The sequence below is a fragment of the Micromonospora sp. IBHARD003 genome (assembly GCF_056106285.1).
In genome coordinates this window covers 5,850,981-5,864,199 of the sequence record NZ_JBWBBX010000001.1, presented here as the reverse complement: position 1 = coordinate 5,864,199, position 13,219 = coordinate 5,850,981, and the positions used below count along the sequence as shown (strand labels likewise).

Annotated in this window: 11 protein-coding genes and 1 riboswitch; of the genes, 6 read left to right on the top strand and 5 right to left on the bottom strand. The window is 69.9% G+C overall.

Features of this window, described 5'->3' with window-relative positions:
• The first annotated feature begins 130 nt into the window (after positions 1 to 130).
• A riboswitch (glycine riboswitch) is annotated at positions 131 to 228 on the top strand.
• Positions 229 to 387: 159 nt separating this feature from the next.
• The 4 genes from gcvT (at position 388) to ACTWOL_RS26095 (ending at position 4,777) form a co-directional block, all read left to right on the top strand.
• On the top strand, positions 388 to 1,503 hold the full coding sequence (gene gcvT / locus ACTWOL_RS26110; protein ID WP_474299228.1) for a glycine cleavage system aminomethyltransferase GcvT: 1,116 nt from the start codon (positions 388 to 390) through the stop codon (positions 1,501 to 1,503).
• Positions 1,504 to 1,566: 63 nt separating this feature from the next.
• Positions 1,567 to 1,941 (top strand): glycine cleavage system protein GcvH, encoded by a 375-nt coding sequence (gcvH, locus tag ACTWOL_RS26105; RefSeq protein WP_474299227.1) that lies wholly within the window; start codon positions 1,567 to 1,569, stop codon positions 1,939 to 1,941.
• Positions 1,942 to 1,983: 42 nt separating this feature from the next.
• The gene (gene glyA / locus ACTWOL_RS26100) at positions 1,984 to 3,243 is read left to right on the top strand and encodes a serine hydroxymethyltransferase (protein ID WP_474299226.1); all 1,260 of its coding nucleotides are present in this window, start codon (positions 1,984 to 1,986) and stop codon (positions 3,241 to 3,243) included.
• A 166-nt stretch (positions 3,244 to 3,409) separates the two neighbouring features.
• A complete protein-coding gene (locus ACTWOL_RS26095; RefSeq protein WP_474299225.1) occupies positions 3,410 to 4,777 on the top strand; it encodes an L-serine ammonia-lyase in 1,368 nt (455 codons plus the stop codon).
• Between the two features lie 118 nt (positions 4,778 to 4,895).
• Here the strand turns inward: ACTWOL_RS26095 and ACTWOL_RS26090 are convergent, their stop codons facing one another.
• Positions 4,896 to 5,111, bottom strand: coding sequence for an EF-hand domain-containing protein (locus ACTWOL_RS26090; RefSeq protein ID WP_385560651.1), 216 nt, complete (start codon positions 5,109 to 5,111; stop codon positions 4,896 to 4,898).
• A gap of 118 nt (positions 5,112 to 5,229) precedes the next feature.
• On the opposite strand from ACTWOL_RS26090, the gene ACTWOL_RS26085 reads away from it, so the two are divergent.
• Complete coding sequence (locus tag ACTWOL_RS26085; RefSeq protein WP_474299224.1) at positions 5,230 to 5,871, top strand: GNAT family N-acetyltransferase; 642 nt, start codon at positions 5,230 to 5,232, stop codon at positions 5,869 to 5,871.
• Between the two features lie 429 nt (positions 5,872 to 6,300).
• On the opposite strand, the gene ACTWOL_RS26080 is transcribed toward ACTWOL_RS26085, so the two are convergent.
• The 4 genes from ACTWOL_RS26080 to ACTWOL_RS26065 all read right to left on the bottom strand — a co-directional run bounded on the left by ACTWOL_RS26080 (position 6,301) and on the right by ACTWOL_RS26065 (position 10,656).
• The gene (locus ACTWOL_RS26080) at positions 6,301 to 6,804 is read right to left on the bottom strand and encodes an ATP-binding protein (RefSeq protein WP_474299223.1); all 504 of its coding nucleotides are present in this window, start codon (positions 6,802 to 6,804) and stop codon (positions 6,301 to 6,303) included.
• Between the two features lie 281 nt (positions 6,805 to 7,085).
• On the bottom strand, positions 7,086 to 7,853 hold the full coding sequence (locus tag ACTWOL_RS26075) for an enoyl-CoA hydratase/isomerase family protein (protein WP_474299222.1): 768 nt from the start codon (positions 7,851 to 7,853) through the stop codon (positions 7,086 to 7,088).
• 95 nt (positions 7,854 to 7,948) lie between these two features.
• Positions 7,949 to 9,199, bottom strand: coding sequence for a L,D-transpeptidase (locus ACTWOL_RS26070; RefSeq protein WP_474299221.1), 1,251 nt, complete (start codon positions 9,197 to 9,199; stop codon positions 7,949 to 7,951).
• 203 nt (positions 9,200 to 9,402) lie between these two features.
• Positions 9,403 to 10,656, bottom strand: a complete 1,254-nt coding sequence (locus ACTWOL_RS26065; protein ID WP_474299220.1) for a L,D-transpeptidase — start codon at positions 10,654 to 10,656, stop codon at positions 9,403 to 9,405.
• Positions 10,657 to 10,972: 316 nt separating this feature from the next.
• On the opposite strand from ACTWOL_RS26065, the gene glgX reads away from it, so the two are divergent.
• Positions 10,973 to 13,183, top strand: coding sequence for a glycogen debranching protein GlgX (gene glgX, locus ACTWOL_RS26060; RefSeq protein ID WP_474301264.1), 2,211 nt, complete (start codon positions 10,973 to 10,975; stop codon positions 13,181 to 13,183).
• Positions 13,184 to 13,219 lie beyond the last annotated feature (36 nt).

Below are 13,219 nucleotides of genomic sequence, written 5' to 3'. Positions count from 1 at the left end.
ATCGCTCTCCCCCTTGTCGGGTCTGAGAGACCCTGCCCAGGAAGCCTAAAGAAAAGGTAATGGCCATCAAGTGATTTGCCGATCGTGGCACCCGTGCAATGATGAGCGCGCCAACTGCATACCGGCCGTTTGAATCCGCGCGGGAGAGTCCCGGTCACTGTGTGTTCCGGGCGCCGAAGGAGCAAGTCCCTCCCTTGAATCTCTCAGGCCCCGTACCGCGAGGATGAGGCAGATCTGAAAAGCGGGCCGCAACTCAGCGGCTCCACCCAAGGTGCAAGTCATGCCCTGTGCGTACGCCGTGTACGTCTGGCCGTGATGAACCTCTCAGGTTTCGATGACAGATGGGGAGGATCGTCCTCACCAGTCATGCCCTGGGAGTCCTATCCAATGAGCACCACCCCCCGTCTCACAGCCCTCGATGCGCTGCATCGCTCGCTCGGCGCGACCATGACCGACTTCGCCGGCTGGGACATGCCGCTGCGGTACGCGAGCGAGCGCGACGAGCACAACGCCGTACGCACCAAGGCCGGCCTCTTCGACCTCTCCCACATGGGCGAGATCACCGTGACCGGACCGCAGGCCGCCGCCCTTCTGGACTACGCGCTGGTCGGCAACATCGGCGGGGTCGGGGTCGGCCGGGCCCGCTACACGATGATCTGCCGGCAGGACGGCGGGATCCTCGACGACCTGATCGTCTACCGCCTCGGCGACCAGGAGTACATGGTCGTCGCCAACGCCTCGAACGCGCAGGTCGTGCTGGACGCCCTGACCGAGCGCGCCGGGGCCTTCGACGCCGAGGTACGCGACGACCGCGACGCCTATGCGCTCATCGCCGTCCAGGGCCCCGAGTCCCCCGGCATCCTGAAGTCGCTCACCGACGCCGATCTGGACGGGCTGAAGTACTACGCGGGCCTGCCCGGCACCGTCGCCGGTGTCCCCGCGCTGATCGCCCGCACCGGCTACACCGGTGAGGACGGCTTCGAGCTCTTCGTCGAGCCGCAGTACGCAGAGAAGCTGTGGCAGGCGCTGACCGAGGCGGGAGCACCTGCCGGCCTCGTCCCCTGTGGTCTGTCCTGCCGCGACACGCTGCGCCTGGAGGCGGGCATGCCGCTGTACGGGCACGAGCTGACCACTTCGCTCACCCCGTTCGACGCGGGCCTGGGCCGGGTCGTGAAGTTCGAGAAGGAGGGTGACTTCGTGGGCCGCGGCGCCCTCGAGGCCGCCGCCGAGCGTGCCGCGGCGAACCCGCCGCGGAAGCTGGTCGGACTGATCGCCGAGGGCCGCCGGGTGCCGCGGGCCGGGATGTCCGTGGTCGTGGGCGGCGAGGTCGTCGGCGAGGTCACCTCCGGCGCACCTTCCCCGACCCTGGGCAAGCCGATCGCCATGGCGTACGTGGACGCGACGCACGCCGCCCCCGGCAGCGCGGGTGTGGGTGTCGACATCCGCGGTACGCATGAGCCGTACGAGGTCGTCGCGCTCCCCTTCTACAAGCGCCAGAAGTAGTCCCCGCCGCCACCCGGCGACCCCCATCAGCAGCACTCCCCCGCGTACAGGAGAATTCAGGCCATGAGCAACCCCCAGCAGCTGCGCTACAGCAAGGAGCACGAGTGGCTGTCGGCCGCCGAGGACGGCGTGTCGACGGTCGGCATCACGGAGCACGCGGCGAACGCCCTCGGCGACGTCGTGTACGTGCAGCTCCCCGAGGTCGGTGACACGGTGACCGCGGGTGAGACCTGCGGTGAGCTGGAGTCGACCAAGTCGGTCAGCGATCTGTACTCCCCGGTGTCCGGCGAGGTCACCGCGGTCAACGACGACGTCGTGAACGACCCGTCGCTGGTGAACACCGCTCCGTTCGAGGGCGGCTGGCTGTTCAAGGTGCGTGTCGCGGAGGAGCCGGCCGACCTGCTCTCCGCCGACGAGTACACCGACTTCGCCGGCTGACCTCCGTCTGACCACCGACCACAGGCCACAAGGGATCGCGTGATGTCGCTTCTGAACACTCCCCTGCACGAGCTCGACCCGGACGTCGCCGCCGCCGTCGACGCCGAGCTCCACCGTCAGCAGTCCACCCTGGAAATGATCGCCTCGGAGAACTTCGCTCCGGTCGCCGTCATGGAGGCCCAGGGCTCCGTCCTGACCAACAAGTACGCCGAGGGCTACCCGGGCCGCCGCTACTACGGCGGCTGCGAGCACGTCGACGTGGTCGAGCAGATCGCCATCGACCGCATCAAGGCGCTGTTCGGCGCCGAGCACGCCAACGTGCAGCCGCACTCGGGCGCCCAGGCCAACGCGGCCGCGATGTTCGCGCTGCTGAAGCCGGGCGACACGATCATGGGTCTGAACCTCGCGCACGGCGGGCACCTGACCCACGGAATGAAGATCAACTTCTCCGGCAAGCTCTACAACGTGGTCGCGTACCACGTGGACGACGCCACCGGCCAGGTCGACATGGCCGAGGTCGAGCGACTCGCCAAGGAGACCAAGCCCAAGCTGATCGTGGCCGGCTGGTCGGCCTACCCGCGTCAGCTGGACTTCGCCGCCTTCCGCCGGATCGCGGACGAGGTCGGCGCGTACCTGATGGTCGACATGGCCCACTTCGCGGGCCTGGTGGCCGCGGGTCTGCACCCGAACCCGGTGCCGCACGCGCATGTCGTGACCACGACCACGCACAAGACGCTGGGCGGCCCGCGCGGCGGAGTGATCCTCTGCACGTCCGAGCTGGCCAAGAAGATCAACTCCGCGGTCTTCCCCGGTCAGCAGGGCGGTCCGCTGGAGCATGTGATCGCGGCCAAGGCCGTCTCCTTCAAGGTCGCGGCTTCCGAGGACTTCAAGGAGCGCCAGCAGCGCACCCTGGACGGCGCGCGGATCCTCGCCGACCGCCTGGTCCAGGACGATGTCAAGGAGGTCGGCGTCTCGGTCCTCTCCGGCGGCACTGACGTGCACCTCGTCCTCGTCGACCTGCGGAACTCCGAGCTCGACGGCCAGCAGGCCGAGGACCGCCTCCACGAGGTCGGCATCACGGTCAACCGGAACGCCATCCCGAACGACCCCCGGCCGCCGATGGTCACCTCGGGTCTGCGCATCGGTACGCCGGCGCTCGCGACCCGCGGTTTCCAGGCCGAGGACTTCCGCGAGGTGGCGGACATCATCGCCGAGACGCTGAAGCCGTCCTACGACGCCGAGGCGCTGCGCGGACGGGTGACGGCACTCGCCGCGAAGCACCCGCTTTACCCTGGGCTGTAACAGCCGGAGCGAAAAGCCGGACGGGGCACCGCACACACCTCCGGTGCATGCGGTGCCCCGCACCACGCACCCGCGCCATGCGCCCGCCCGACGGCGCTACGCGCTCTCATGTTCTCTGCACGACCCCGGCAGACGACGACGTCTACCACCGCCCAAGGAGTACCCCGTGGCCATCTCGGTCTTCGACCTGTTCTCGATCGGCATAGGCCCGTCCAGCTCCCACACGGTCGGCCCGATGCGCGCGGCCGCCCTGTTCGCCCGCCGGCTGAAGAACGAGGGCCTGCTGGCCCACACCACCAAGGTCCGCGGTGAGCTGTACGGCTCGCTCGGCGCGACCGGCCACGGCCACGGCACCCCGAAGGCCGTCCTGCTCGGCCTGGAGGGCCAGTCGCCCCGCACCGTCGACGTCGAGACGGCCGACGAGCGGGTCGAGGAGATCAAGAGCGCCGGGCGGATCGGCCTCCTCGGGGTGCACGAGATCGACTTCGACTTCGACGAGGACCTGGTCCTGCACCGCCGCAAGGCGCTCCCCTACCACGCCAACGGCATGACGCTGTGGGCCTACGACGCCCGGGGCGCCACGCTGCTGGAGAAGACCTACTACTCGGTGGGCGGCGGCTTCGTCGTGGACGAGGACGCGGTCGGCGAGGACCGGATCAAGCTCGACGACACCGTGCTGAAGTACCCGTTCCGCACCGGTGACGAGCTGCTGCGGCTGTCCCGTGAGACGGGCCTGTCGATCTCCTCGCTGATGCTGGAGAACGAGAAGTCCTGGCGCACCGAGGACGAGATCCGCGGGGGGCTGCTGGACATCTGGCGGGTGATGCAGGCCTGCGTCTCGCGCGGGATGTCCCGCGAAGGCATCCTGCCCGGCGGCCTCAAGGTGCGCCGGCGGGCCGCGACGACCGCGCGCAAGCTGCGCTCCGAGGGTGACCTGCAGGCCCTCGCGATGGAGTGGATCACGCTCTACGCGATGGCCGTGAACGAGGAGAACGCGGCCGGTGGCCGCGTCGTCACCGCCCCGACGAACGGCGCCGCGGGCATCATCCCGGCGGTGCTGCACTACTACATGAACTTCGTGCCGGGGGCGGACGAGGAAGGCGTCGTCCGCTTCCTGCTCGCCGCGGGCGCGATCGGCATGCTCTTCAAGGAGAACGCCTCCATCTCGGGCGCCGAGGTCGGCTGCCAGGGCGAGGTCGGATCGGCCTGTTCCATGGCGGCGGGGGCGCTCGCCGAGGTGCTGGGCGGCTCCCCCGAGCAGGTGGAGAACGCCGCGGAGATCGGTATGGAGCACAACCTCGGCCTGACCTGCGACCCGGTCGGCGGTCTGGTGCAGATCCCGTGCATCGAGCGCAACGGCATGGCCGCGGTGAAGGCGGTCACCGCGGCCCGGATGGCGATGCGCGGCGACGGCAGTCACAAGGTCTCGCTGGACAAGGTCATCAAGACCATGAAGGAGACCGGCGCGGACATGTCGGTCAAGTACAAGGAGACCGCGCGCGGCGGTCTTGCGGTCAACATCATCGAGTGCTGAGGCCGCTAGGGGGCTTCTGACGGATCTCCGCGGCGTCGGGCGGTGGGGCCATCAGCGCCTGAGCAGCACTGCACGGCCCCCGGCATGCGCCGGGGGCCGTCGTCGTGCGCCGGAAGCGTCAGTCCTTGTCGAGCGACGCCCAGAACTCGTCGAAGGTCAGCAGGCCGTCACCGTTGCCGTCCTTCGACTTGATGACGGCCTCGGCCACGGTCTCGGTCACATGGAAGTCGCCGAGCTGCGCCATCACGCTCTTGTACTCGGCGGCCGAGATCAGCCCGTCGCCGTTCAGGTCGTATCGATCGAAGGCCTTGCGCGCCGACTCGATGTCCGCCACTGGTCCACCCCTTCTTGGTGCATTACTGATGGAGGCAGAGTATCGGCGGGGCCCGGTGCCGCCCGAGGGGGGAGGTCAGGACCACCCGCTCGGGCCCCCAGGGGGAGACCATGGGGATATGAGCGATGCGCTGGCGAGGATCCTGGCAGAGGCGGAGCGGGGCGTCTTCCCGCCACCCGACGGCATGACCACCGTGGTTCCCCAGCCCAGTGCACGGGACGCGGGTGTGCTGGCCTTCACCGCGCACACGGTGGTGTTCACGGACGAGGACCCGGAATGGGTCCGTGAGGCCCTCGCGGCGGTCTCGAGCGATCCGCTCGCGGCGAGCATGCATCCGGGCTTCCTGAGCGCGCTGATGGCGCGGACCGGGCGCACCATGAACACGATCGATCTGCTCTCCGTCGCCCCATGGCGGCAGGGTCCGCCGGAGCTCGCGCTCCGTGAGATCGAGGACCCGGAGCATCCGCGGGTGGCGAGGGCCCTGCAGTTCCGTGACGACGTGCGGGTGTGGGCCGCCCACGGCGGGGTTCTGGTCCTCGGCCGCGGAGTCGCCGGCCGCTGGGAGGCGGCGATCGAAGTGGAGCTGGAGGCGCGCGGCGCCGGGCTCGGGCCACGGCTCGCGGACGCCGCGCGCCATCTGGTCCCGGACGGTGCGTACGTCTGGGCCCAGAAGTCGCCGGGCAACGCGCGCAGTGTGCGGACGTTCCAGCTGGCGGGGTTCCGTCCGGTCGGCTCCGAGGCGCTGCTGCTGACCGGTTGAGGCATCGCCCCGGGAGGGGTGCGACGGGCAAAAGGTAACGATTCGCCTACGTCCGGATCGACAGGGGTCCCACCCTCCAGCGCCGATCGAAGACGCGTTGGATCGAAGAATCACGCACGACGGTCGATGTCTCTTCGCCGTTTGCAAGGAGGGTGCCTTATTTCACCTTAGATTCACTTTGAGAATGTCCAAGAATGGGCGAATTTGACCCAGGGGGCACTTTTGGCGACGTGGCCCCCATCTGACATAGTCGGTGCCACGACCCCCATTGACCCGGGCCAGGTCGTTACAGCGGTCGTGGATCCCACCCCTCCTGTCCACGACCGCACGCATGAAGCCCCCTCCGGCGCCACGCCCGGCAGCAGGGGGCCTTCGTGCGCCAAGGGCGACGGGGGCCGCGCCCGCCGGGGCACGTCCAGGCCCGACGCCTCAGCGGTCGGACACCCGCATCTCGAACCACGTCGTCTTGCCGCGCGGCAGCAGATCGACCCCCCAGCGGTCGGAGAGCTTGTCGACGAGAAAGAGGCCGCGGCCGCTGGTGTCCAGCTCGCGCACCGGCATCAGACACGGCAGCCCCCGGGAGGGATCCCGCACCTCCACCCGGATCCAGCCACGCCGGCGCAGCATGCGCAGACCGAAGACCCGCGCACCGGTGTGGCGAACCGCATTGCCGACCAGCTCGGACACCAGGAGGATCGCGTGCTCGGCGATCTGCGGGGAGAGCGCCCAGTGACGCAGCACCACACACTGCGTCAGTCTGCGAGCGGTCGCCGCCGACTCGGGGAGGGACGGCAGCTCGACCTCGTCATCGGCGGGATTGCCGCACAACTCAAGTGCCCTCAGGGCCTGTTCGTCGTCCACGGCCGGCATCCACCGCTCGGCGGTCGCACCGCCGCGCCGCCGTGGTTGCTCCACACCCTCCAGCCCCGCCATACCCCCATCATGGCCGCCCAGAAGGCCCCCGGGGGCCGTTCCGGAGGAATCGGCACCCCGGGGCGGATGGCCCCGGGGTACCGGATCGGCATATGACGCTGGCAGCGATGAACCGCCCTGAGGTCCCTGACCAGCCATGACACAGCGCTTACGAATGATCGCGAAGCGCTGCGACCGCGCCACGCCTTAGGGCTCCCTTAAGGTTCCCTTAAGCCGCCTCCCGCGCCGACGCACCTGACCCGGCGTCAACCAGGAAGAGCTTCAGGGCATCTCACGGTGTCTCAGAGGAACTTGGCCTTGCCGGGTCCCTCCTCGACGAAGCTCCGCATCCCGCGCTCCCGGTCCTCGGTCGCGAACAGGCCGGCAAACCAGTTCCGTTCGATCGCCAGGCCGGTGTCGATGTCCGTCTCCAGACCCGCGTCCACGGACTCCTTGGCCGCGCGCAGCGCCAACGCGGGCCCCTGGGCGAGCTTCGTGGCCCAGGCGTGCGCCTGCTCGTAGACCTCGGCCGCCGGGACCACCCGGTCGACCAGGCCGATCGTCAGCGCCTCGTCGGCCCTCACATGGCGGCCCGTGAAGATGAGGTCCTTGGCCTTGGACGGGCCGACCAGCCGGGCGAGCCGCTGGGTGCCGCCCGCACCCGGGATCAGTCCGAGCAGGATCTCGGGCTGGCCGAGCTTCGCGTTGTCGGCGGCGATCCGGTAGTCCGCACAGAGCGCCAGCTCGCAGCCGCCGCCCAGGGCGTAACCCGTGACAGCCGCGACCACGGGCTTGGGGATACGGGCGACGGCGGTGAACGCGTCCTGCAGGCCCTTGGACCGCTTCACCATCGCGGCGTGGTCCATCACCTGCATCTCCTTGATGTCCGCGCCGGCCGCGAACACCTTCTCGCCGCCGTAGAGGATCACTGCCCGGACGTCGTCGCGGTCGCTCGCCTCGCTGGCGAGCTCGCGCAGCCGGTCCTGGGTGGCGATGTCCAGGGCGTTCATCGGCGGACGGTCCAGGCGGATGGTGCCCACGCCTTCGGAGACTTCGAGAGTGACTGTCATACGGGGAGGTTAGCCCCCGTTAACGGACACGGGCCCGGTGCTGTCCGTCACAGCACCGGGCCCGTGTCCGCTCACGCGTCGTACGCACTGTGGACCTACTTGGTCCACTCGGCCCAGGGAAGGTTCCAGCCGTTCAGACCGTTGCTCGGGGCGATCTGCTTGTCCTTGGAGTTCTTCACGATCACCACGTCACCGATGATCGAGTTCTCGTACATCCAGGCAGCCGGGACCTTCTTGTCCCAGCCGCCCCGCACATCGCGCAGCCCGACGCAGCCGTGGCTGACGTTGGCCGAGCCGAAGGTGTCCGACGGGGCCCAGTAGTTGCCGTGGAGGAAGGTGCCCGAGTCGGACAGGCGCATCGCGTGCGGCACGTCCTTGATGTCGTACTCGCCGCCGAAGCCGACGGTGGCGCCGTTCATCCGGGTCACCTCGTACTTCTCGCTGATGACCATCTGCCCGTTGTACGTCGTCGTCGCCGGCGCGCCCGCGGTGATCGGGACGGTCTTGACGACCTTGCCGTCCCGCACGACCTCCATGGTGTGCTCGCGGGCGTCCACGGTGGAGACCTGGCTGCGGCCGATGGTGAACTTCACCGTCTTGGACTGCTCGCCGTACACCCCGGGCCGGCCCTCGACACCGTCCAGGTTGAGCTTGACCGTCACCTTGGTGCCCGCGGCCCAGTACTTCTCGGGACGGAAGTCCAGCCGGTCGTTGCCGAACCAGTGGCCCTCGACGGGGACCGAGGGCTCGGCCGTCACCTTGACGGCCTTCTCGACGGCCTCGGGGTTGGTGATGCCCCGGGTGAAGCGGATGGAGACGGGCATGCCGACGCCGACGGTGGCGCCGTCCTCGGGCGTGTAGTGGCCGATAAAGGTGTTCTTGGGGACGAGTGTGGTGAAGGTGGTGTCCTTCGCGGACTCGCGGCCTTCCCCGTCCTTGGCGACCGCGTGCACCTTGTACTTGGTGGCGGCCGCCAGATGGGTGAGCGGCTCCCAGGCGGCGCCGTCGGCCGCGAGCTTCCCCTCCACCGCGTTGCCCTTGTCGTCCTTGACGGTGACCGCGGTCAGCTTGCCCTTGTCGGCGGTCACCTTGAGGGCGCCGCTGGTGGCGACCGAGGCGGCGCCGTCCTTGGGTGCGATGGTCACGACGGCCTGCGAGGCGGCGGTGGCGGCCCGGCCCGCGTCCTGCTTGGGCGCGCCGTCACCACCCTTGTCCGGCTCTCCGCCCCCGCATGCCGTCACCAGCAGCAACAACGCACCCAGCAGCAGGGCCTGAAGACCCCGTCCGGCTCGTCCGCGCCCGCTGTACGCCCCTGCCGATGCCCCCGATATCGGCTGCCCGTTCACGATTGGTCTTCTCCCCTCACACGGCCTGGCCTCGCCACGGCCCGTGGATCCCGGCCTCGCGCCGGACTGCTACCCCCACGCGCACCGACTGCGCGCATCTGGCGATAGATAATCACACCGCGAGCCGTGGTAACTCCCCACGGATGTCACCGTTCAGTCCCAACATGTCCAGGACCGGTGCGGGCCATGCCGGTGCGGCGGGGTCAGCCGGTCGCGGAACCGGCCCTCCACTCCTCCCAGTCCATGTTCCAGCCGCTCAGACCGTTCCACGGGTCGACCTCGCGGTCGGGAGAGTTGATCACTTCCACCACGTCCCCGATGAGACTCCGGTCGAAGAACCAGCCGGCCGGGGTGCTCTGGCTGCCGCCCTTCTCGTCCCGTAGTCCCACACAGCCGTGACTGGTGTTCAGCGAACCGAACACCGAAGCGTCGGCCCAGTAGTTCCCGTGCAGGAAGGTGCCCGACGTGGTGAGGCGCATCGCGTGCGGTACGTCCTTGATGTCGTATTCGCTCTTGCCCGTCTCGTTGCGGAAGCCGACCGTCGCGCCGTCCATGCGGGTGACGTCGAACATCTCGCTCACCACCATCTTGCCGTTGTACGTCGACGTCTCCCTCGCTCCGGCCGTCACCGGAAGGGTCGCCACCAGCCGGTCGCCGCGCCGTACCTCCATCGTGTGGCTGCGCACGTCGACCGTGGAGATCTGCGAGCGGCCCACGGTGAACCCCGTGGTCTTGCGCTGGATCCCGTAGACGCCCGGCGCGCCCTCCACATCGCGCAGCTTCAGATCGACGGTGACCTTGGTGCCCGGTCGCCAGTACACGCGCGGACGGAAGTCGAGCCGCTGTCCGTCGAACCAGTGCCCCACGACCTCCACCGGTGGCTGCGCCGTGATGCGGATGGCCCGCTGGACGGCCGCACGGTCCTTGATCTGCCGGTTGAAGACGAACGAGACGATCATTCCGGTGCCGACGGTGGAGCGGTCCTCCGGGTTGAAGTACCCGATGAAATGGTGCTCGGGCACGAGCGTGGTGAAGGTGGTGTGCCGGGCCGAGCGCCGGCCGTGCGCGTCGAGCCCCACCGCGTCGACCTGGTACTTGGCCGCGAGGGCGAGTCGGGTGCCGGCGCGCGGCCGCCAGCGCAGCCCGTCCTCCGAGATCGCGCCGGGGACCTCGACGGGCTGGGCGTCCCCGGTCTGGGTCACCCGGACCCGCTCCAGCCGCCCGCTGGGCAGCCTCACTTCCAGTTTGCCGTCCGCCGCCACGCCCTTGGCCCCGTCCTCGGGGGTGACCCGGATGGTGTCGGCGCGGGACCGCGGTTTGTTGCCGAGTTCCACCTCGGCTCCGGTACCACCGGTACCACCGGTACCACCGGTACAGCCGGTCAGGGCGGCCAGCAGTCCGGTCCATACGAGGACGGCCGCCAGCGTGGCCCTCGTCCGCCTCACCGCGTTGCTCACAGAGTCCACCTCGTCGGGTCGCAGAGACACAGCACGCCCCGCCCAACGACCGGCCCCCTCGCAGGGGTACGTGAGCCCGGGCATGTTGGGAGGAGCACAGCGCGGGCAGAACAGGTGGGAGGACCACGCGCAGGCCCTGTCCGGTCGGTCCGGCCCGACGACCGGACGGGGTCGCGACAGCCGCGGCCGGGACGCCGCGCGCGGCGCGCCGTGGGCCCGACGAGCCGCGGGAGGCCGACAGGTGTCGAGCGCAGCCGAGCAGGAGGCAGTGCGGGAAGGGGAGCAGCCGTCCCCTGATGTGCGGCGTCGCGCGACGCTGAACGGGCTCGGCCGGCGGCCCGGGGACGGCCGGGGCGACACGGCCGGGGTCTGGCCGGGTTCGCCCACCCCGCTCGGAGCACGGTTCCGTACCGGCCCCGACGGCGTCGCGGGGACGAACTTCGCGCTGTGGGCTGCGGGAGCCGAGGCCGTCGAGCTGTGTCTGTTCGACGAGGCGGGCGGCGAGACCAGGCTCCCGCTGACCGAGCTGACCCATGAGATCTGGCACGGGTTCGTGCCCGGGGTGGGGCCCGGCCGGCGCTACGGCTTCCGGGTGCACGGCCGCTGGGACCCGTGGACCGGCGCCCGCTGGAACCCGGCGAAGCTGCTGCTCGACCCGTACGCACGCGCCGTGGACGGTGACTTCGGGGAATCGGGGCGTGCGCCGGAGGTCTACGGCCATGTGCGCGACTGGCTCCAGCAGCATGTCGCCGACACCGTGCGCGACGACCGCGACTCCGCCCCGTTCGTACCCAAAGGGGTGGTCGTCCACGACGACGCACCCGGCGACGAGTGGGCCGACGACCGCCGTCCCAAGACACCGTGGGCCGAGTCGGTCATCTACGAGCTGCACGTCCGCGGCTTCACCAAGCTGCACCCGGAGATTCCCGAGGAGCTGCGCGGCACGTACGCCGGCCTCGCCCATCCGGCCGCGATCGCCCATCTCGTACGGCTGGGTGTGACCGCGGTGGAACTGCTGCCGGTGCACCAGTTCGCGCACGAGGACCATCTGCTGCGGCGCGGGCTGCGGAACTACTGGGGCTACAACTCGATCGGCTACTTCGCCCCGCACGCCGCCTACAGCTCGTCGGGGACGGCAGGGCAGCAGGTGGGCGAGTTCAAGCGGATGGTGCGGGCGCTGCACGCGGCGGGCATCGAGGTCATCCTCGACGTCGTCTACAACCACACGGCAGAGGCGGGTGAGCTGGGCCCGACCCTCAGTCTCAAGGGCATCGACAACCGCGGCTACTACCGCCTCCAGGCCGACGCCCGCCGCTACGCCGACTACACCGGCTGCGGCAACACCCTGCACGTCGTCCAGCCCCAGGTGCTGCGGCTGATCACCGATTCGCTGCGCTACTGGGTCACGGAGATGGGCGTCGACGGCTTCCGCTTCGACCTCGCCGCGGCGCTCGCCCGCTCGATGCACGACGTCGACATGCTCTCGCCCTTCCTCGCCGTGATCGCCCAGGACCCGGTGCTGCGCCGGGTGAAGCTGATCGCCGAGCCGTGGGACGTCGGCAGCGGCGGCTACCAGGTGGGCGCCTTCCCCCCGCTGTGGACCGAGTGGAACGACCGCTACCGGGACGCGGTACGCGACTTCTGGCGCGGCGCGCTGCCCGATGTGCGGGACCTCGGCTACCGGCTCTCCGGCTCCAGCGATCTGTACGCCTGGGGCGGCCGGCGCCCGTACGCCTCGGTCAACTTCCTCACCGCCCACGACGGCTTCACCCTGCGCGACCTCGTCACGTACGAGCGCAAGCACAACGAGGCGAACGGGGAGGGCAACCGGGACGGCACACACGACAACCGTGCCTGGAACTGCGGAGCGGAGGGCGAGACCGACGAACCGGGGATCAACGCCCTGCGCCGCAGGCAGATCCGCAATCTGCTCACGACCCTGCTGCTGTCCACCGGGGTGCCGATGCTGGTGGCGGGTGACGAGATGGGCCGTACGCAGCACGGCAACAACAACGCCTACTGCCAGGACAACGAGGTCAGCTGGGTCGACTGGTCGCTGCGGGACGAGCCCGGGCCGGCCGGGCTGCTGGAGCTGACGTCCCGGCTGCTGGCGCTGCGCGGGGCACATCCGGTGCTGCGCCGTAAGGCGTTCTTCTCGGGCCGCCCGCAGACCGCGGACGGACTGCGGGACCTGGCGTGGTTCACCCCGCACGGAACGGAGATGACCGAGCAGGACTGGTACGCGCCGGCGTCGACGGTCGCGCTCTATCTCTCCGGCCGGGACATCCCGGGCCGGGACGCGCGGGGGGCGCAGGTCACGGACGACAGCTTTCTGGCGGTGCTGCACGCGGGCAGCCGGCCGCTGGCGTTCCAGCTGCCGGGCCCTCCGTGGGCAGAGGAGTACGAGCTGGTGGTCGACACCTCGCTGGAGGACCAGTCGGCCACGCCGGACACGGTGCACCGGGGCGGCGAGACGGTGACGGTGCCGGCGCGGGCGGTGTGGCTGCTCCGGGTGATCAGCGGCTGACGTGGCCGGTGATTCGGGCGGGACTGTGTGTGAACG

What these genes read in the sequence shown, in the direction of transcription:
- gcvT (WP_474299228.1), top strand. Translation starts at nt 388, where the DNA reads ATGAGCACCACCCCCCGTCTCACAGCCCTCGATGCGCTGCATCGCTCG.
- gcvH (WP_474299227.1), top strand. Translation starts at nt 1,567, where the DNA reads ATGAGCAACCCCCAGCAGCTGCGCTACAGCAAGGAGCACGAGTGGCTG.
- glyA (WP_474299226.1), top strand. Translation starts at nt 1,984, where the DNA reads ATGTCGCTTCTGAACACTCCCCTGCACGAGCTCGACCCGGACGTCGCC.
- ACTWOL_RS26085 (WP_474299224.1), top strand. Translation starts at nt 5,230, where the DNA reads ATGAGCGATGCGCTGGCGAGGATCCTGGCAGAGGCGGAGCGGGGCGTC.
- ACTWOL_RS26080 (WP_474299223.1), bottom strand. Translation starts at nt 6,804, where the DNA reads ATGGCGGGGCTGGAGGGTGTGGAGCAACCACGGCGGCGCGGCGGTGCG.
- ACTWOL_RS26075 (WP_474299222.1), bottom strand. Translation starts at nt 7,853, where the DNA reads ATGACAGTCACTCTCGAAGTCTCCGAAGGCGTGGGCACCATCCGCCTG.